The sequence below is a fragment of the Mesorhizobium sp. WSM4312 genome (assembly GCF_002294875.1).
GTDB lineage: Bacteria > Pseudomonadota > Alphaproteobacteria > Rhizobiales > Rhizobiaceae > Mesorhizobium.
Window position 1 is genome coordinate 265,177 of sequence record NZ_NSFU01000011.1, and the last position, 17,959, is coordinate 283,135.

The following is a 17,959-nucleotide window of genomic DNA, read 5'->3' on the forward strand; positions in this document are numbered from 1 at the left end:
TAGATCGGGAGACGGGGGGTGTAACGCCAGCCTCAGTGCTGACCCCCGCCCCGCTCCGGTGCGCGGATCGAACCCTCCCCACAAGGGGGAGGGTAAGCCCTTACGTATTCATAGAATCGAAGAAATCCGCATTGGTCTTGGTCTGCTTCAGCTTGTCGATGAGGAACTCGATCGCATCGGTCGTTCCCATCGGCGCCAGGATGCGGCGCAGCACGAAGATCTTCTGCAAGTCCGCGCGCGGCACCAGCAGGTCTTCCTTGCGGGTACCGGACTTCAAGATGTCCATCGCCGGATAGATGCGCTTGTCGGCGACCTTGCGGTCGAGCTGGATTTCGCAGTTGCCGGTGCCCTTGAACTCCTCGAAGATGACTTCGTCCATGCGGCTGCCGGTGTCGATCAGCGCGGTCGCGATGATGGTCAGCGAGCCACCTTCCTCGATGTTGCGGGCGGCGCCGAAGAAGCGCTTCGGCCGCTGCAGCGCGTTGGCGTCGACACCGCCGGTCAGCACCTTGCCGGATGACGGCACGACGGTGTTGTAGGCACGGCCGAGGCGGGTGATGGAATCGAGCAGGATGACGACGTCACGGCCATGCTCGACCAGCCGCTTGGCCTTCTCGATGACCATCTCGGCAACCTGGACGTGGCGCACCGCCGGTTCGTCGAAGGTCGAGGAGATCACCTCGCCCTTCACCGAGCGCTGCATGTCTGTCACTTCCTCCGGCCGCTCGTCGATCAAAAGCACGATCAGATAGCATTCCGGGTGGTTGGCGGTGATCGAGTGGGCAATGTTCTGCATGAGAACCGTCTTGCCGGTCCGCGGCTGCGCGTTGATCAACGCGCGCTGTCCCTTGCCGATCGGCGCGACCAGGTCGATCACGCGCGCCGAGATGTCCTTGCTGGTCGAATTGTCGATCTCCATCTTCAGCCGCTTGGTCGGATAGAGCGGCGTCAGATTGTCGAAATGGATCTTGTGACGGATCTTTTCGGGGTCGTCGAAATTGATGGTATTGACCTTGAGCAGCGCGAAATAGCGCTCGCCTTCCTTCGGGCTGCGGATCGGCCCTTCGACCGTATCGCCGGTCTTCAGCGAAAAGCGCCGGATCTGCGACGGCGAGATGTAGATGTCGTCGGGACCTGGCAGGTAGTTGGCATTGGCAGAGCGCAGGAAGCCGAAGCCATCCTGCAGGACTTCGACCACACCGTCGCCGATGATCTCGATATCCTGTGCGGCCAGCTTCTTCAAGATCGCGAACATCAGCTCCTGCTTGCGCATGACGCTGGCGTTCTCGACCTCGAGCGATTCGGCATAAGCGATCAGCTCTGGCGGCTTCTTGTTCTTGAATTCGGTAAGTTTCATTTCTTGCATAGACGGACTCTGGGTGCGCTTTGGGAGAAAAATATCGGCGGGATGCGACAAATGCCGGGCGCGGCCGAAAATAATGAGGGGCGGCGCATGACGGGAAGGAAGACCCGTCTTTTATCGTCGGTCGGATCAAAGAGCAAGCAGCGTTTTAAGGGGCCTGATCGGCCTCAGAATGGCTTGACGACAACCAGGATCACGATGGCGATCATCAGCAATGTGGGGATCTCGTTGACGATCCGCCAGTGCCTCGCCGGTTTTTCGTTGCGATCTTCGGCGAATTTCCGCACCGCGCCGGCCAGATAGCCGTGAACGGCGGACAAAAGCAGCACCAGGCCGATCTTGGCGTGCAGCCAGCCCCCCTGGAAGCCGAAGATTTTCCAGGCGAGCCAAAGGCCGAACACCCAGGTGACGATCATCGCCGGATTGATGATGCCGCGCAGCAGGCGCCGCTCCATCACCTTGAAGGTCTCCGACTGCGCCGACCCTTTCGCGGCATCGACGTGATAGACGAACAGCCGCGGCAGATAGAGCATGCCGGCCATCCAGGAAATGACGGCAAGGATATGGATCGCCTTTGCCCAGGGATAGAAACTTTCTGGCGCGACGAAAAACAGAAGCGCCGTCAGCACGATCAGCACAACGATGCTGACGATCATGCGCATCATCGCCTGTCCGGTGCTGTTGGTGTTGTTTGTCTCATTCATCAGCGTGTCGCGCTCCTCACCTGCTTCACCATCGCCTCGACATGCGCGATCGGCGTCTCCGGCGTGATGCCGTGGCCGAGATTGAAGATCAGCGGCCCGTCTCCCAGCGCTTTCAGGATCGCCTCGACGCCGTCCGACAGCGCCTTGCCGCCGGCCACCAGCCGTAGGGGATCGAGATTGCCCTGGACCGCACCCGATCGCTGCAAATCCTTCGCCGCCGCCAGCGGCACCGTCCAGTCGATCCCCAGCCCCGTCACGCCGGTCTTCTGGCGATAGGTCCGGTAGCGGGCGCCGGCGCCCTTGGGGAAGCCGATGATCGGCACATCGGGATGGACGGCCCGTACCTGCCTGACGATCTCGGCCACCGGCCAAACGCAAAACTGGTCGAACGTCGCATCGTCGAGCACGCCGGACCAGGAATCGAAAATCTGCACCACATCCGCCCCGGCTTCGATCTGCCGGATCAGATAGGCCGCCGAATGGTCGGCAAGCACCTTCAGGAGATGTTGAAACGCAGCCGGCTCGCGATAGGCGAACAGCCGCGCCGGCGCCTGGTCTGGCGTGCCATGGCCGGCGATCATATAGGTCGCCACCGTCCACGGTGCGCCGCAGAAGCCGATCAGCGTGGTTTCATCAGGCAGTTTTGCCCGCAGCCGGCGAACCGTCTCGTAGACCGGTTCGAGATTCACGTGAAACACATCGCCTTCCAGAGCCATGATCTCGGCCACCGAGATCGGCGTCAGCAGCGGTCCTCGCCCTTCCTCGAAGCGCACGTCGCGGCCAAGCGCATGCGGAACGACAAGGATGTCGGAGAACAGGATCGAGGCATCGAAGCCGAAGCGCTCGATCGGCTGCAAGGTCACTTCCACCGCAAGGTCGGGATCGTAGCAGAGGTCGAGGAAGGAACCGGCACGCCGGCGCGTTTCGCGATACTCCGGCAGATAACGTCCGGCCTGACGCATCATCCAGAGCGGAGGCGGAAAGTGCGCCTCGCCCTTCAGGACGTCCAGCATGATCCGGCTTTTGGGCATTGAGCGCTCGCCTCTCCCGGCCTTCCTATAATCAAAGATTCTTATATCTAAGATTCTTCTGATTCTAAGAGTCTGTTGGTTGTGGTGGTTGTCACCTGTCCCGCTTCGTCAGCCAAAAAGCCAGCAAGCATATTGTCGCGCGCTCGCCTCTCCCAGCCTCGGGGTTCTGGGGACAGTCCGGAATCCGTCATCGGAGTCAAAGCGTTAGCAAGCCAAGGAAGAGCCCCGCCCTGTGGATGGCCGAAAGGCAAAAGGGACCGTCCCCAGATTTGTCCCCAGCCGGCCGGCGAAGCTGACAGAGCATCGAATTGTGGACAAACTGCCATCTGATACAGTCGCTCCCGACCGGCCGCTCTTTCTGTCCCGGCTTATCCACATCCGCCCACAGCCCCAGGTGATCCCCTGTGAACAAACCCCAGAGCTTCTTTCACCTGCACCTGATTTCCGACGCGACCGGCGAAACGCTGCTCGCCGCCGGGCGGGCGGCTTCGGCGCAATACAAGGACGCGCGGGCGATTGAACACATCTATCCCCTCATCCGCACCGAAAAGCAGGTGGCCAAGGTGTTCGAGGACATAGAGGAGGAGCCGGGCATCATTCTCTATACGGTCGTCGACCAGAAACTGGCACGCGGCATCGACGAACGCTGCGCCACCATGGGCCTGCCCTGTGTGTCGGTGCTGGAGCCGGTGCTCACCGTCTTCCAGTCCTATCTCGGCACGCCGGCCGGCCGCCGCGTCGGCGCCCAGCACGTTCTCGACGCCGAATATTTCCGCCGCATCGATGCCCTCAACTTCACCATGGACCATGATGACGGCCAGCTGCCGGCCAATATGGACGATGCCGATGTCGTGCTGATCGGCATTTCGCGGACGTCGAAGACGCCGACCAGCATCTATCTCGCCAACCGCGGCATCAAGACCGCCAACATCCCGATCGTGCTCGGCGTGCCGGTGCCGGAAAGCCTGGTTGCCGCCAAGACACCGCTGATCGTCGGGCTGATCGCCACCGCCGAGCGCATTTCGCATGTCCGCCAGAACCGCATCCTAGGCAACAGCAGCTCCTACGTGCCGACCGACTATGTCGACCGCGCCGCCATCAACGAGGAACTCGCCTACGCCCGCCAGATCTGCACGCGCCATGGCTGGCCGATGATCGACGTCAGCCGCCGCTCGATCGAGGAAACGGCCGCGGCGATCGTTGCCCTGCGGGGGAAGTCGCGCTAGGGCAAACGAGATACGTGCGTGACGGAACGCCGACCCTGGTGAACAACCATGACCGAAAAAATCATCCTCGCTTCCGGCAGTCCATTCCGCAAGGCGATGCTCATCCATGCTGGCCTCGACATCGAGGCGGTGCCGGCCGATGTCGACGAGCGCGCGCTCGAGGCGCCGTTGCAGGACAGCGGCGTTTCGCCGGAGGATGTCGCCCTGGTGCTGGCCGAGGCCAAGGCCACCGAGGTCAGCGAACGCCGGCCCGGCGCGCTGGTGCTCGGCTGCGACCAGACTTTGTCTTTGGGTGACGAGGTGTTCCACAAGCCGGCCGACATGGAAGGCGCGCGGCGCCATCTCCTGGCGCTGTCGGGCAGGACCCATCAGCTCAACAGCGCCGCCGTGCTGGTGCGTGACGGCAAGGTGCTGTGGCGCTATGTCGGCATCGCCGGCATGACCATGCGCAAGCTCGACCCCGGCTTCATCGGCCGCCATCTCGCCCGTGTCGGCGCCAAGGCGCTGGCCAGCGTCGGTGCCTACCAGATCGAAGGCGAAGGCATCCAGCTCTTCGAAAAGATCGAAGGCGATTATTTCACCATTGTCGGCCTGCCGCTTTTGCCGCTGCTGGCGGAATTGCGCACGCTCGGAGCCATCGATGGTTGAGGCAACGAAGAAGGCTTTTGTCACCGGCCACCCGATCAAGCATTCGCGGTCACCGAAGATCCACGGCCACTGGCTGGTCCAGCACGGCATCGACGGCAGCTACGAGGCGATCGACGTGGCGCCGCAGGATTTTGCCGAATTCATCGCGACATTGCAGGCAAACGGGTTTCGCGGCGGCAATGTCACCATTCCGCACAAGGAAGCCGCCTTCGCTCTCGTCCACCGCCGCGACCAGGCGGCCGAAGAAATCGGCGCCGTCAACACGCTGTGGTTTGAGGACGGCGTGCTGTGGGGCGGCAACACCGACGGTCACGGCTTTGCCGCCAACCTCGATGACTACGCGCCCGGCTGGGCGAATACGGGCCCCGCGGTCGTGCTCGGCGCCGGCGGCGCGTCGCGCGCCGTCATCCAGGCGCTGAAGCAACGCGGTTTTTCCGACATCCGCATCGTCAACCGCACGCTGGCCCGGGCGCAGGAATTGCGCGATCGTTTCGGCGCCGGCGTTTCGGCGCATGGCACGGCGGCGACCAACGAATTGCTGGCCGACGCCGGCCTGCTGGTCAACACCACCGCGCTCGGCATGGTCGGCAATGAAGGTCTCGCCGCCGACCCGGCCCTGCTGCCGGCCCACGCCATCGTCACCGACCTCGTCTATGTGCCGCTGGAAACGCCTTTGCTCGCCGCCGCGCGCGCCAGGGGGCTGAAGACGGTCGACGGCCTCGGCATGCTGCTCAACCAGGCCGTGCCCGGCTTCGAACATTGGTTCGGCGTCAGGCCGCAGGTCACGGCTGAGCTGCGCGCGCTTATCGTTGCCGATCTGGTGCCGAAACCATGATCGTGCTCGGTCTCACCGGCTCGATCGGCATGGGCAAGTCGACCACGGCCAAAATGTTCGCCGAGGCGGGCGTGCCGGTCCATGATTCCGACGAGGCGGTGCATCGCCTCTATTCCGGCGCGGCGGCACCTCTGATCGAGGCCGCGTTTCCCGGAACGGTTGTCGATGGCGTGGTCGACCGCGTAAAACTTGGCGCGCGCGTGCTTGGCGATGCCGCCGCGCTGAAGCGGCTGGAAGCCATCATCCATCCGCTGGTGCGCGCCGACGCCGACGCCTTCCTGGCCAGGCATCGTAACGCGGGCGAATCGATCGCCGTGCTCGACATTCCGCTGCTCTTCGAAACCGGCGGCCGTGGCCGCGTCGACAAGGTCGTCGTCGTCACGGCGCCCGCCGAAATCCAGCGCCAGCGCGTGCTGGCCCGGCCGGGCATGACGGAAGAAAAACTGGCGGCGATTCTGGCCAAGCAAGTGCCGGATGAGGAGAAGCGCAGGCTGGCCGATTTCGTCATCGACACCGGCCAGGGGCTGGACGCCGCGCGTGCCGCCGTCGCCGGCATCATCGCCGAACTGATCGGGGGTCGCTGACGGCTTCCTTCCCTTCTCCCACAAGGGGAGAAGGCAAAACAGGCATTGCCATTTTGTTCCGGTCTCGTGATTCTGCCCCCAGGAGCAAACTGATTCGATGCGCGAGATCATCTTCGATACGGAAACCACCGGCCTTGATTCACGCGACGACCGCGTGATCGAGCTGGGCGGCGTCGAACTGGTCAACCGTTTCCCGACCGGCAGGACGTTTCACCACTATATCAACCCGCAGGGCCGGGCGATCCATGAGGAGGCGCAGGCGGTGCATGGCATCAGCGCGGCCGATCTCGCGGGAAAGCCGACCTTTGCCGAAATCGCCGAGGAATGGCTGACCTTCACCGAAGGCGCCAGGCTGGTCGCCCACAACGCCACGTTCGACATCGGCTTCCTCAATGTCGAATTCGGCCGGCTCGGCCATCCCGTCGTCGATCCCGGCCGTGTCGTCGACACGCTGGCGCTGGCGCGCCGCAAGCACCCGATGGGCCCCAATTCGCTCGATGCGCTCTGCCGGCGCTACGGCATCGACAACACCAAGCGCACCAAGCACGGCGCGCTGCTCGATTCCGAATTGCTGGCCGAGGTCTATATCGAGCTGATCGGCGGCAAGCAGGCGGCGCTTATCCTCGACAGCGCCAACGCGCCGGCACAGGGCGAGAATGTCAGGCACATCGAGATCATCGTCGCCGAGCGCCCGAGGCCGCTGCTGCCGCGCCTGACCGAAGCGGAGCGTGCGGCGCATGCCGCCATGGTCGCCACGCTCGGCGAAAAGGCGCTCTGGCTGAAAGCCAGTTCCTCCGAAAAGAGCGTCGCGGCGTCGTAGGACTCAATACGGCCACTCGCCCTGCCCCAGTGATGCAATCGCCGCGATGATGCGGGCAAAAGCTTCCGCCGCGGCCGGCACCGTGGTGCGGGCGCGCAGGAAACTGTGAACCAGGCGCTTCTCTTCATGCCACCAGGCCTTGCCGCCGGCCGCAACGATGCGGTCGCGGTAGGTTTCGCCGTCGGACGATAGCGGGTCGCACTCGGCCGTTATGATCACCGTCGGCGGCAGGCCGGAAAAGTCGCGGCCGCGCAGCGGTGAAAAGGTCGGGTCGTCCGGCGATTGCCGCTTGCCTGAACGGACGTCGCGGTAGAAGGCGATGTCGCCGACGGACAGCAGCGGCGCCTCGGCATGTTCGACATAGGAGCCGGCGGCCTCGTCGCCGCCGAGGCCGGGATAGATCAGCACCTGGCCGATAGCGGCCCTGATATGCTGGCGCGTCGCCCGCGCCACGGCGGCCGCCAGATTGCCGCCGGCGCTCTCGCCGCACAGAACGACCGGCAGGCCTGACGTCTCCGCCGCCCATGCGAAGGCGGCCATCGCATCGTCGAAGGCCGCGGGGTGGACATGCTCGGGTGCCAGCCGGTAGTCGACCGACAGCACGTCGAAGCCGGTGCCGGCGCAGATCTCGGCGCAGATGTCGTCATGGCTGTCGAGCCCGCCGAGGATGAAGCCTCCGCCATGGAAATAGAGCACCACGGCCCGCGCCGCCTTGCCGGCCGGCTGGTAGCGGCGGATCGGTATGCGGTGGCCCGGGGCGGTGACCAGGCCGTCGCTGGCCTTGACCCCGGCGGGCCGGCCCCGGTGGAAAGCCCGGCACATCCTGTCATAGACCGCGCGCTGCTTGTCGATCGGCAGGCCGATCACCTCGGGCGGGTACCAGGCGTCGACACTGTCGATATAGGCCCACAATGCCGGGTCGAGCCGTGTTTCGTATTTGCCGCGGTGTCGGTCTGCCGTCATAGATCGGCGTAGAGCGCCGCCGCATTGTCGAAGGTGAAGCGAAGCGGCACCGACCCCTCGACCTGCCAGGCGGTGACCGTCTCGCCGGCCAGCAGCCGGCAGGCGCCGTCGGTGTCGGTGACCGCCCCGCCATAGAGCCGGTTGGCGAGGTTGAGGATGCCGGTCTGGTGCATGGCGGCGCTGCCGCTGCCGCAGGCATCCTTGACCAGGAGCACGCGAAAACCTTTCGCCACGGCGTCCTTGACTGATGCATCGATGCAGGCCTCGGTCCAGACGCCGGCGATGACCAGCCATTCGATGCCTGACGCCTTGAGCCGATCCGCCGTCGGCCCGCTGCGGAAGGCGCTGGCCTCGGCCTTGATCAGCAGCGCTTCGTCCCTGGCCGGCGCCACTTCATGGCAGATCTCGGTCAGCGGATCGGACTTGTCGGAAAAGGCCGACTTGCCGTCGGCACCGAGCGGATGAAACGGCCGGTCCTGCTTGTCGAGATCGACGATATAGGCCCAATGCTGGAGCGGCGCGTGGTTGGCGCGCGCCGCTTCTTGCAGCCGCTGGACGTTGGCCAGGATGCCGGCGAAGCCCTCGACGAGATAGCGCTTGTCCTGCCGGTGCTCTTCCTGCAGGTCGATGAAGATTGCGGCCACCGTGCCTCTGCTGATGGAGATGGGGCTTTTCATGTGGAGGCGCCTGGGTTCAGGACGAACGTCCGCCCGTTCGGCGGGTTGGCGCTAGCGGTGGTGGATAGCCGGCGCTTCCCCACCTTCGTCATCCACGGGCGGAGCAGGAGCGAAGCTCCGTCGCGGAGACCCGAGGATCCATGCCGTGACCTCGGTCGAAGGATGCGACGGAGCAGAACCTGAACCGTAGCAACGCTTCGGAGTCCCGGCATGGATCCCTTGGGCTGCGGAGCAGCTCCAGGGGTCTGCGCCGCGTCGCTGCGCTCCTTGCTCCGCCCTAGGATGACGAAGCGATGGGAGGCTGCGCCAGCCGCGAAGGTCACATCACGGAGGCGGACAGTAGGCATCAAACCTGCTTCTCCAGAAACTCGTCTTCATAGGGAAAGCGCGACAGAAGCTCGGTGCCCGTCTCGGTGATCAGGATTTCGTCCTCCAGCTTGACGCCCTCGCGGCCGCCCTTCTCGCCGATATAGCTTTCCACGCTCACCACCATGCCTGGCACGATATGGCCGTCGCGGCCATAGGTCTCGTAATCCATGGCATGGGCGATGAACGGTGTCTCGCCATGCATGCCGACGCCGTGCATCACCGAGGTATAGCGCTGGTCGACGAAGCGGTCGGGGATCTTCCAGGCCTTTTCGGCGATTTCGCGAAACGCCATGCCGGGCTTGACGATCGAAATATTGTGCTGAACCTGGTCGTGCGCCATGCGGTAGAGCGACTTCTGGTAATCGGTCGGCTTGCCCGGTCCGCAGCGGAAGGTGCGGGAGAAATCGGAGTAATAGCCGTAGCAGCCGATCGTGTCGGTATCGAGCGCGAGCAGCTCGCCCGGCCGGATCTTGCGGCCGCTGGCCTCGTTGAACCACGGATTGGTGCGCTGGCCCGATGTGAGCAGCCGCGTCTCGATGAACTCGCCGCCCTGGCGGATGACCTCGCCATACATGATTGCGAACAGCTCGTTTTCGGAGACGCCGGGCTGATCGCCTCGCGCACCGCATAGACCGCGGCCTCGGCGCCGGCCATCGACACCTGCAGGCATTTCACCTCCTCGGGCGTCTTCACCGCGCGCACCGCCAGGATTTCGCCCTGGCAATCCCTGACCTCGCAGCCGCGCTTTTCCAGCGCCAGCGCCTGCAGATGGCTGCAGCGGTCGAGGCCGAGCTTCATCGAGCCGCCGCCATGCTTCTTCAGGAGCTCGGCGATCTCGTCGGCGAAGGGCCCGGCGGTTTCGTCGTCACGGCCGGAGACCGACGACCAGACGAGCTTGGACGGACGCGCCTCGTCGATCGTGTCGAGCACCATCGAGACATGGTAGCTCTGCGGATATTCGAACAGCACGATCGGTCCTTCGGTGGGAATAAAGAAATAACGGGTCGAGTTGCGCAGGAAGTAGCCGAACATGTTGCGCGAGCCGGTGGCGTAGCGCTGATTGTACGGATCGAACAGCACCACGCCGCCATAGCCGGCGTCACGCATCCAGCCGTGCAGCTTGGCCAACCGGCCTTTGCGCAAGGCATCCGCGTCGATGAAGGACGGCTCGGTGTCCGACAGCCACATGCCGCCCGCCGGATCGGCCGCCGCCGGGTGGCGCATGCGGTCCTTGAAGTCGACGTCCTCGGTGCTGTCGGGGTCGAATACGACGATGCTCATGGGGGTTCGGCCTTGGATCGGTTGCAAGGTCAGACCATGGCGCAGCAGCGGCGGAGGCATTGTGCGGAAAACCGCAGGGGTTATGCGGGATGCCGCTGACAATTGAGAGGCGTCGCGATCCTTCGCGCCCCCCTCTGCCCTGCCGGGCATCTCCCCCACGAGTGGGGAGATTGCAGTGTCGGCAACCGCGCGCCTTCTTCAACGTAGCGATTGGCGAAAGCGGCGGTGACAGCCGATCTCCCCCCGTGTGGGGGAGATGTCCGGCAGGACAGAGGGGGGCGCTGGCCCGCCAGCATTCGAAAGCCCTAATGCCTCCGAGCCAGCTTCGGGGGATGGCCATGCTCTTCTCGAAAAGCCCGGGCAAAGCTCGACATCGAGGCAAAGCCGCAGGCCAGCGCCACGTCGCGCACGGCGAGCGTCGAATGCGCCAGGAGGTCGGCGGCGCGCTTCAGCCTGAGCCGCCGGTAGTAGCCATTGGGCGAGATGGCGAGTTCGGAGCGAAAGGAGCGCTCGAGCTTGTCGGAGGAGACGCCGAGCCGCGCCGTCAGCTCGGCCATGCCGAGCCGTTCCTCGACCGCGTCCTCCATGATGGCGATGGCCGACAGCACCAGCTCGTTCTGCACGCCGGTGCGCAGCCTGAGCGGCATCAGCTTGCGGTCGACGCTGGAACGCAGCTGGCTGTGCACGAACCATTCGGCGACGCCGGCGGCAAGCTCGGCGCCATAGTCGCGGGTGATGATCTCCAGCATCATGTCGAGGCTGCCGACGCCGCCGGCCGAGGTGAAGCGCTTGCGGTCGATGACATAGAGGTCGCGCCGCAGCTCGATTGCAGGAAACGCCTCGGTGAAGGCGGCCTGGCTGGTCCAGTGCAAGGTGCAGGCATGGCCGTCGAGCAGGCCGGCGCGCGCCAGGAAGAAGGCGGCATCCGCCACCGCGCCGATATGGGCGCCACCCCGCAGGCTGCGGCGGATCCAGCTGGCCGCGTCCTCGGCGACGAGATGGTCGGCATCGCCGCCCGAGCAGACGACGATGCGGTCGACCTTCGGCGCATCCTCGGCATAGAAGCCCGGCTGGATGACCACCCCATTCGACGCCTCGACCGCGCCTTTCGTGCCGCCGACGATGATCCAGCGATAGCATTGCCGCTTCGCCAGAATGTTGGCGGCACGCAGCGGCTCGATGACGGAGCTGAACGCCATCATCGGAAAGCCGGGGAATACCAGCACCGCGAAGGTCAGGGGTTCGGTGGGTTTTTCGGGTTCGCGCATGGCCATGGCCGCTACATCTCGGGCGAATGGGGTTTGGCGTCAACCGCTGGCGCTATCCCCCCAGCGCCTGCTCCAGATCGGCGATCAGATCGTCGCCATCCTCGATCCCCGCCGACAGCCGCACCAGCGAATCCGAGATGCCGATCTCGTCGCGCTTCTCGGCCGGGATCGACCCATGCGTCATCAGCGCCGGATGCTCGATCAGGCTCTCAACCCCGCCGAGGCTTTCGGCCAGCGTGAACAGCTGCGTGCGTTCGAGGAAGCGTTTGGTTCCCGCGAGATCGCGGTCGAGCACGGCTGATATCATGCCGCCGAAGGCGTGCATCTGCTGGACGGCGATGGAATGCTGCGGATGGCTGGCGAGGCCGGGATAGATCACGCGGCGCACATCTTTTCGCGCTTCCAGCCACTGCGCGATCTTCAGCCCGTTGTCGGAGTGCCGCTCCATCCTCAGCGCCAGCGTCTTCAGGCCGCGCAGCGCGAGAAAGCTGTCGAACGGGCCCGATATGGCGCCGATGGCGTTCTGTAGGAATTTCAGCTGGGCCGCCAATTCCGTGTTGTCGCCGACGACGGCCACGCCGCCGACCATGTCGGAATGGCCGTTGAGATACTTTGTCGTCGAGTGCACGACGATGTCGATGCCGAGTTCCAGCGGCCGCTGGATATAGGGGCTGCAGAACGTGTTGTCGGCGACGGTGAGGACGCCCTTGCGCTTGGCCAGCGCGGCGACGCCTTCGAGGTCGACGATGCGCAGCAGCGGGTTGGTCGGCGTCTCGACCCACAGCAGCTTCGTCTCGGGCCGGATCGCGGCTTCCACCGCCGCAAGGTCGGTGAAGTCGACGAAAGAGACCTGCAGGCCCGCCGAGCGCTTGCGCACCCGCTCCATCAGCCGGAACGAGCCGCCATAGATGTCGTCGGTGGCGACGATATGGGCACCGGCATCGAGCAGCTCCAGCACGGTCGAGATCGCCGCCAGGCCGGAGGCGAAGGCAAAGGCGGCGGTGCCGCTTTCGAGGTCCGCCACCGCGCGCTCGAAGGCGAAGCGCGTCGGGTTCTGGCTGCGGGCGTACTCGAACCCCTTGTGCACGCCCGGCGACTGCTGGCCGTAGGTCGAGGTGGCATAGATCGGCACCATCACCGCGCCGGTCAGCGGATCGTGGCTCTGGCCGCCATGGATGGTGCGCGTCGAGAAGGCCAGGCGATTCTTGCCCGATGGTGGTGGTGTGTGGCTGGTCATCGTGCGCGCCTCAAATGGTTGATCAGGTCGATGCGGGTGATCAGGCCGACGAACTCGTCGCCGTCGAAGATGATGGCGACCTCGTTGCGGTCGAACACCGGCAGCAGCGTATCCAGCGTCTGGCTGGCCTGCAGCGTGTGCAGATTGGAGGTCATCGCCGTGCGCACCGGACCGTTGAAGCGCTCCCAGCGCCCGTCATAGGGACCGTCGACCTTGGCCAGGATATCGCTTTCGTCGACGATGCCGATCAGCTTGCCGTCTTCCAGCACCGGCAGCTGCGAGACATCGGAGCGGCGCATGCGGCCATAGGCGTTGAGCAGGCTCTCATCCGGGCCGACATAGACCGTGTCGCCGGTGCGGTGGGTGCGCATGACCAGGTCGCGCAAATCGCCATGCTGCTCGTGCTCGGCCAGACCCTGTTCGGCCAGCCAGAAATCGTCGAACACCTTCGACAGGTACTTGTTGCCGCTGTCGCAGACGAAGGTGACGACGCGTTTCGCTGTCGTCTGCTCGCGGCAATAGCGCAAGGCGGCCGATAAAAGCGTGCCCGACGACGAACCAGCCAGAATGCCTTCGCGCGACAGGAGATCGCGCACCGCCAGCATGCTTTGCTTGTCTGATATCGAATAGGCCTTCTTGACCAGCGACAGATCGGCATTGGGCGGCACGAAATCCTCGCCTATGCCTTCCACCGTCCAGCTGCCGGCCTCTTCCATCTTGCCGGTCTTGATCAAGGGCGCCAGCACCGAGCCGACCGGATCGGCCAGCACCATTTCGGTCTTCGGCGACACCTTGGCGAAGTAGCGGCCAAGCCCGGTCAGCGTACCGCCCGAGCCGACGCCGACCACCACCGCGTCGACATTGCCGTCGAGCTGCGAAAAGATCTCCGGGCCGGTGGTCGTCTCATGCGCCAGCGGGTTGGCCGGATTGGCGAACTGGTTGGCATAGAAGGCGCCGGGCACTTCCGCCGCGATCTTCTCGGCCATGTCCTGGTAATATTCCGGGTGGCCCTTGCCGACGTCGGAGCGCGTCATGCGCACCTCGGCTCCCAGCGCGCGCAGATGCTGGATCTTCTCGCGCGACATCTTGTCCGGCACGACCAGCACGATGCGGTAGCCCTTGGGGATGCCGACCTGGGCAAGGCCAAGGCCGGTATTGCCGGCTGTCGCCTCGACGATGGTGCCGCCGCGCTTGAGCTTACCCTCTTTCTCCGCCGCCGCGATCATCGACAGCGCGATGCGGTCCTTGATCGAGCCGCCGGGGTTCTGGCTTTCGAGCTTGATGAACAGCCGGCATTTGCCGGTGTCGAACTTGGTCAGCTCGACCACCGGCGTCTGGCCGATCAGGTCGAGCACCGATTTATAAGGTGGCCGCAGGCGCGACGATTGGCCATCCGGGGCGGCGCTGCCTGGCGCGGCTTTTCCGTGCTCGCTCATATCGAAGCTCCCTGATCAAGCGACCGCCTAGAGTATGATGCCGAAAAGTGTGAAGCGGTTTTCGGACGACATCATGCTCTGCTTATTTGATTGAGCCGGCAGAGCGGCAGCGTAGCCTCTTTTCCAGCCGTTTGTCGCGGGAAAGAAGATAGAACGTGCCAATCAGACGGCCAGACGAGGAATGAAATTCCAGGCGGCGCTTAATGTCCCCCTCAAGGGGCTACGGGATGCACACATTTCCAAGCAGCTGGTCTTTGGCGATAACGTGCAGAGCAGCTTGGCGCATGCGTTCTCTTATGCGGCGCTGGTCGACCCCCACTCCGTCTCGGCTTCGCCGAGCCACTGCCGGGGCGAGCCACGGGTCTCGCCCGTCCTTCGGACCCCCCCGATCGACGGGGTAGAGGAAAGGCGCCAAGCTTTTTGCCGTCAACGCTTGTCCAGCAAAGCTCCCTTCCTTTCCCTCCGGAGGGGGGAAAGGTGGCGCTGCGAAGCAGCGACGGATTGGGGGAACCACGTGGCAATCAAGCCTCGGGCCGATCCGTCATGCCAGTCACAGAAGATGTGTGCGTGGCGTAGCCTCAAGGGGGAGATTACGCTTCAACCGCCGCCTGCCCCTCGATCTCGATCAGGAAATCCGGATTGGCTAGGCCGAGGACGCGTATGCCCGTCACCACCGGCGGCGGCGTGCGGTCGCCCCAGAATGCCATCCAGACGCCGAAGGCCGGCCCGATATCGGCGTCGCCGACAATGTAGATCGACAGGCGGACGAGATCCTGCGGCCCGGCGCCGCCGGCATCGAGCACCATCGCCAGATTGGCGAGCGCCTGCGCGGTCAGCGCCGCGATGTCGCCCTTGCCGACGATCCGGCCATCGGCATCGATGCCGTTCTGGCCGCCGATCAGCACGATGCGCGCCGAGGCCGGCAGCGCCACGCCTTGCGAATAGGCCGGGTTGCCGTGCATGCCCTTCGGGTTCAGCCGCTCGATGCCCATTCTCGTCCCCTCTCCGCTGGATGCCGCGCGCCACGAAAGGCCAACCGGCAGTTCGTTTCAACGAACCATCTCGTTCGTTGAAGCCGCCATTTTCGACATGCTAGCCGAACGCGACGCCTGCCCCGAACAGCAAGCGGGCCGTGCGATGCTGACATGCCAAGAGGAGACAGCCGGATGAAGATCATCGCCTATGACAACTTCAAGCCCGGCGTCGCCCTCGACGATTTGAAACCCTATCTGCGCGACGAGGTCTCGAATGTCTGGCGGCTGTGGAAGGCAGGCATCGTGCGCGAAAACCATGCCCGCGCCGATGTCGGCGGCGTCATCATCGTCTTCGAACTCGACAGCGTCGAGGAAGCCAGGCGCTACACCGACGACTTCCCGCTGTCGAAGGCTGGGCTGCTCGAATGGCACTTCCTGGCTTTCGATCCGGCACCGCTGCCGCTCGAATATCTGTTCGACCCCAGCGTCGACATCGCCCAACCCTGGGACCGGACCGCGGCATGATCCGGTCCAGCGAAGGCATCGAGATTCCGGCCAGGCTGGTCGAATGGTGCGATCCGCGCCGCATGGCGCTGGTGGTCTACGACATGCAGGTCGGCATCTGCCGCCAGGTCGCCGGCGCGGCCGATATCGTCGAGCGCACCGGCATCGTGCTCGAAGCCGCCCGCTCGGCCGGCATGCGGGTGGCGTTCACGCGCCATCTCTCTCTGCCACGCAAATGGATGGGCGCCACCCAACTGCGCACCGCCATGGCCTGGCAGCGGCGCGACAACCCCGACGCGGTCGAGCCGTGGTTTTTGCGCGACGCCCAAGCGACCGGGATCGTCCCCGAACTGGCGCCCCGCGCCGACGAAGCCGTGTTCGACAAGCTGACCATGTCGGCCTTCGATTCCACGGCGCTTGGCTTTGCGCTCGGCGATTGCGGCGTGCGCGCCGTCGCCCTTGCCGGCATCGCCACGGAGATCGGCATCGAGCCGACCGTCCGCCAGGCGACCGACAATGGCGTTACGGCCGTTGTGATCGAGGACGCCTGCGGCTTCGGCAACCGCGAAGCGCGCGACCGCTCGATGGCGACGCTGCGTTTCCTCGGCGAGGCCGTCATCACCGATGTCGCCGGCTTCTGCGGCGCGCTGGCCGCTGCGCACTGAGGGACAAAAGTTGCTAGGCCGACGCCTCGATATCAGTGCGGAAGCGCACGCCCTCGGCGCGGCCATGCACGCTGCCCCAGTCGTAGAGCGCCTGGAGTGCTGCAGCGAGATCGTGGCCGCGCTCGGTCAAGGCGTAGCGTCCCTTGCCGTCGGGCGACGTCTCGAGCACGACGAAGCCGATCTCGACGAGATCGGCGAGGCGCTGCGTCAGCATCTTGTCGGAGAGCGAGGGGATCAGCCGGCGCAGCTCGGAATAGCGCAGCGGCCCTTGCTTGATGCGTGCGATGATCACCGTTTTCCACTTGCCGCCGAGCGCGTCAAGCGCGAACTCGACCGGGCAGCCATAGAGTCTACCGCGTTGTGCCATGCCGTCATCGTAGCAAGGCCCTGCGGCGACGGAAGCGGAATTTGCCCCGCCATATGGCCAGATTGCCGGGCCCGGCTTTGTCGGCGACAGTTTCATAAGGGAGAGCCAAGATGAGCGTCAGGGATGCCAATCCGGTCAATGCACGCAAGCCAAAGCGTGCCGCCATCGTCATCGCCAATCCGGCCGTATCGACCACGACAGGATGGCCGGTCGGCTTCTGGTGGAGCGAGCTGACGCATCCGTGGTTTGCCTTCACCGAGCGCGGCTATGCGGTGGAAATCTTTTCGCCCGAGGGCGGCAGATGCGAGGCCGACGCGCTGAGCGACCCGCGTGACCCATCGGGCTATTCGGAGACCGACCTCATCTCGCTCGGCTTCCTGTCAAGTCCGAAACTGGCGGCCCTGGTCGAGACCACGCGGCCGGCAGCGGAGATCGATGTCGACAGCTTTGACGCGATTGTGGTCGCCGGCGGCCAGGCGCCGATGTTCAGCTACGAGAGCGCGACCGACCTGCAGCGAACCTTCGTCGCCTTCCATGAGGCCGGCAAGGTGGCCGCCGCGCTCTGCCACGGCACCGCGCTGCTGCGCTACGCCAGGCGTGCCGACGGCTCGCTGCTCGCCGCCGGCAAGACGGTGACCGGTTTCGCCAATGCCGAGGAGGATTTCGCCGACAAGGCGACGTGGGAGATGGGCGCGCTCGAGCGCGGCAAGCATCTGATGCCCTGGCGCATCGAGGACGAGTTGAAGGCCATCGGTGCCAATTATGTGCAAGCCGGGCTGTGGCGCGGCTTTGCCGTGCGCGACGGCAATCTGATCACCGGCCAGCAGAATTTTTCCGGCGCCGAGACCGCGCGCCTGGTCTGCGAGGCGCTGGGCGGCTAGAGCAATTCCAGGAAAAGTGTGAGCGGTTTTTGGAGTGCGCCCCTCGGAGCGGACAGCTTGACTAAGCAGAATTGACTTGGAAGCCGGGCTTTCGAAGGATGGAAGCCATGACTGCACATCGCGCGC

The 17,959-nt window shown here is 64.8% G+C and carries 18 protein-coding genes and 1 pseudogene; 8 read left to right on the top strand and 11 right to left on the bottom strand.

What is annotated here, in order from left to right; translation table 11 throughout:
* Positions 1-100: 100 nt before the first annotated feature.
* The 3 genes from rho to hemE all read right to left on the bottom strand — a co-directional run bounded on the left by rho (position 101) and on the right by hemE (position 3,098).
* Positions 101-1,366 (bottom strand): transcription termination factor Rho, encoded by a 1,266-nt coding sequence (gene rho / locus CK228_RS20610; RefSeq protein ID WP_095775599.1) that lies wholly within the window; start codon positions 1,364-1,366, stop codon positions 101-103.
* Between the two features lie 164 nt (positions 1,367-1,530).
* Complete coding sequence (gene hemJ / locus CK228_RS20615) at positions 1,531-2,067, bottom strand: protoporphyrinogen oxidase HemJ (RefSeq protein WP_095789021.1); 537 nt, start codon at positions 2,065-2,067, stop codon at positions 1,531-1,533.
* Positions 2,067-3,098, bottom strand: a complete 1,032-nt coding sequence (gene hemE / locus CK228_RS20620) for a uroporphyrinogen decarboxylase (RefSeq protein WP_095789022.1) — start codon at positions 3,096-3,098, stop codon at positions 2,067-2,069. The genes hemJ and hemE overlap by 1 nt, the downstream gene beginning before the upstream one ends.
* Positions 3,099-3,502: 404 nt before the next feature.
* On the opposite strand from hemE, the gene CK228_RS20625 reads away from it, so the two are divergent.
* The 5 genes from CK228_RS20625 (at position 3,503) to dnaQ (ending at position 7,211) form a co-directional block, all read left to right on the top strand.
* Positions 3,503-4,324 carry a pyruvate, water dikinase regulatory protein gene (locus CK228_RS20625; RefSeq protein WP_095775602.1) on the top strand — a complete coding sequence of 274 codons (822 nt, stop codon included), beginning with the start codon at positions 3,503-3,505 and terminating at the stop codon, positions 4,322-4,324.
* Positions 4,325-4,372: 48 nt separating this feature from the next.
* A complete protein-coding gene (locus CK228_RS20630; protein ID WP_095789023.1) occupies positions 4,373-4,972 on the top strand; it encodes a Maf-like protein in 600 nt (199 codons plus the stop codon).
* Complete coding sequence (locus CK228_RS20635) at positions 4,965-5,807, top strand: shikimate dehydrogenase (RefSeq protein ID WP_095789024.1); 843 nt, start codon at positions 4,965-4,967, stop codon at positions 5,805-5,807. Before CK228_RS20630 ends, CK228_RS20635 begins: the two co-directional genes overlap by 8 nt.
* Positions 5,804-6,391 (top strand): dephospho-CoA kinase, encoded by a 588-nt coding sequence (coaE, locus tag CK228_RS20640; RefSeq protein ID WP_095789025.1) that lies wholly within the window; start codon positions 5,804-5,806, stop codon positions 6,389-6,391. The genes CK228_RS20635 and coaE overlap by 4 nt, the downstream gene beginning before the upstream one ends.
* A 97-nt stretch (positions 6,392-6,488) precedes the next feature.
* A complete protein-coding gene (dnaQ, locus tag CK228_RS20645; RefSeq protein WP_095789026.1) occupies positions 6,489-7,211 on the top strand; it encodes a DNA polymerase III subunit epsilon in 723 nt (240 codons plus the stop codon).
* Positions 7,212-7,214: 3 nt separating this feature from the next.
* On the opposite strand, the gene CK228_RS20650 is transcribed toward dnaQ, so the two are convergent.
* The 7 genes and pseudogenes from CK228_RS20650 to CK228_RS20685 all read right to left on the bottom strand — a co-directional run bounded on the left by CK228_RS20650 (position 7,215) and on the right by CK228_RS20685 (position 15,434).
* Positions 7,215-8,174, bottom strand: a complete 960-nt coding sequence (locus CK228_RS20650; protein ID WP_095789027.1) for an alpha/beta hydrolase — start codon at positions 8,172-8,174, stop codon at positions 7,215-7,217.
* Positions 8,171-8,851: an isochorismatase family protein gene (locus CK228_RS20655; protein WP_095789028.1), complete on the bottom strand. Its 681-nt coding sequence runs from the start codon at positions 8,849-8,851 to the stop codon at positions 8,171-8,173. Before CK228_RS20655 ends, CK228_RS20650 begins: the two co-directional genes overlap by 4 nt.
* 346 nt (positions 8,852-9,197) lie before the next feature.
* A pseudogene (locus tag CK228_RS20665) lies at positions 9,198-10,501 on the bottom strand (Xaa-Pro peptidase family protein).
* A 305-nt stretch (positions 10,502-10,806) separates the two neighbouring features.
* Positions 10,807-11,775 carry a GlxA family transcriptional regulator gene (locus CK228_RS20670; protein WP_095789030.1) on the bottom strand — a complete coding sequence of 323 codons (969 nt, stop codon included), beginning with the start codon at positions 11,773-11,775 and terminating at the stop codon, positions 10,807-10,809.
* A 46-nt stretch (positions 11,776-11,821) separates the two neighbouring features.
* The gene (locus tag CK228_RS20675; protein WP_095789031.1) at positions 11,822-13,006 is read right to left on the bottom strand and encodes a PLP-dependent aspartate aminotransferase family protein; all 1,185 of its coding nucleotides are present in this window, start codon (positions 13,004-13,006) and stop codon (positions 11,822-11,824) included.
* A complete protein-coding gene (locus CK228_RS20680) occupies positions 13,003-14,442 on the bottom strand; it encodes a pyridoxal-phosphate dependent enzyme (protein ID WP_095789032.1) in 1,440 nt (479 codons plus the stop codon). The genes CK228_RS20675 and CK228_RS20680 overlap by 4 nt, the downstream gene beginning before the upstream one ends.
* 590 nt (positions 14,443-15,032) lie before the next feature.
* Positions 15,033-15,434, bottom strand: coding sequence for a RidA family protein (locus CK228_RS20685; protein WP_095789033.1), 402 nt, complete (start codon positions 15,432-15,434; stop codon positions 15,033-15,035).
* Between the two features lie 174 nt (positions 15,435-15,608).
* Here CK228_RS20685 and CK228_RS20690 point away from each other — a divergent pair, with 174 nt between their 5' ends.
* Positions 15,609-15,941, top strand: coding sequence for a hypothetical protein (locus tag CK228_RS20690; RefSeq protein ID WP_095789034.1), 333 nt, complete (start codon positions 15,609-15,611; stop codon positions 15,939-15,941).
* Positions 15,938-16,585, top strand: a complete 648-nt coding sequence (locus CK228_RS20695; RefSeq protein WP_095775618.1) for a cysteine hydrolase — start codon at positions 15,938-15,940, stop codon at positions 16,583-16,585. Before CK228_RS20690 ends, CK228_RS20695 begins: the two co-directional genes overlap by 4 nt.
* Before the next feature lie 13 nt (positions 16,586-16,598).
* Here the strand turns inward: CK228_RS20695 and CK228_RS20700 are convergent, their stop codons facing one another.
* Complete coding sequence (locus tag CK228_RS20700) at positions 16,599-16,952, bottom strand: helix-turn-helix domain-containing protein (protein ID WP_095789054.1); 354 nt, start codon at positions 16,950-16,952, stop codon at positions 16,599-16,601.
* 110 nt (positions 16,953-17,062) lie between these two features.
* Between CK228_RS20700 and CK228_RS20705 the strand changes: the two genes are divergently transcribed.
* Positions 17,063-17,833: a type 1 glutamine amidotransferase domain-containing protein gene (locus CK228_RS20705; protein WP_095775619.1), complete on the top strand. Its 771-nt coding sequence runs from the start codon at positions 17,063-17,065 to the stop codon at positions 17,831-17,833.
* Positions 17,834-17,959 lie beyond the last annotated feature (126 nt).

Excerpts from the sequence above, each read along its gene's own strand:
- rho (WP_095775599.1), bottom strand. The coding sequence starts at position 1,366 with ATGCAAGAAATGAAACTTACCGAATTCAAGAACAAGAAGCCGCCAGAG.
- hemJ (WP_095789021.1), bottom strand. The coding sequence starts at position 2,067 with ATGAATGAGACAAACAACACCAACAGCACCGGACAGGCGATGATGCGC.
- hemE (WP_095789022.1), bottom strand. The coding sequence starts at position 3,098 with ATGCCCAAAAGCCGGATCATGCTGGACGTCCTGAAGGGCGAGGCGCAC.
- CK228_RS20630 (WP_095789023.1), top strand. The coding sequence starts at position 4,373 with ATGACCGAAAAAATCATCCTCGCTTCCGGCAGTCCATTCCGCAAGGCG.
- CK228_RS20635 (WP_095789024.1), top strand. The coding sequence starts at position 4,965 with ATGGTTGAGGCAACGAAGAAGGCTTTTGTCACCGGCCACCCGATCAAG.
- coaE (WP_095789025.1), top strand. The coding sequence starts at position 5,804 with ATGATCGTGCTCGGTCTCACCGGCTCGATCGGCATGGGCAAGTCGACC.
- dnaQ (WP_095789026.1), top strand. The coding sequence starts at position 6,489 with ATGCGCGAGATCATCTTCGATACGGAAACCACCGGCCTTGATTCACGC.
- CK228_RS20650 (WP_095789027.1), bottom strand. The coding sequence starts at position 8,174 with ATGACGGCAGACCGACACCGCGGCAAATACGAAACACGGCTCGACCCG.
- CK228_RS20655 (WP_095789028.1), bottom strand. The coding sequence starts at position 8,851 with ATGAAAAGCCCCATCTCCATCAGCAGAGGCACGGTGGCCGCAATCTTC.
- CK228_RS20670 (WP_095789030.1), bottom strand. The coding sequence starts at position 11,775 with ATGGCCATGCGCGAACCCGAAAAACCCACCGAACCCCTGACCTTCGCG.
- CK228_RS20675 (WP_095789031.1), bottom strand. The coding sequence starts at position 13,006 with ATGACCAGCCACACACCACCACCATCGGGCAAGAATCGCCTGGCCTTC.
- CK228_RS20680 (WP_095789032.1), bottom strand. The coding sequence starts at position 14,442 with ATGAGCGAGCACGGAAAAGCCGCGCCAGGCAGCGCCGCCCCGGATGGC.
- CK228_RS20685 (WP_095789033.1), bottom strand. The coding sequence starts at position 15,434 with ATGGGCATCGAGCGGCTGAACCCGAAGGGCATGCACGGCAACCCGGCC.
- CK228_RS20690 (WP_095789034.1), top strand. The coding sequence starts at position 15,609 with ATGAAGATCATCGCCTATGACAACTTCAAGCCCGGCGTCGCCCTCGAC.
- CK228_RS20695 (WP_095775618.1), top strand. The coding sequence starts at position 15,938 with ATGATCCGGTCCAGCGAAGGCATCGAGATTCCGGCCAGGCTGGTCGAA.
- CK228_RS20700 (WP_095789054.1), bottom strand. The coding sequence starts at position 16,952 with ATGGCACAACGCGGTAGACTCTATGGCTGCCCGGTCGAGTTCGCGCTT.
- CK228_RS20705 (WP_095775619.1), top strand. The coding sequence starts at position 17,063 with ATGAGCGTCAGGGATGCCAATCCGGTCAATGCACGCAAGCCAAAGCGT.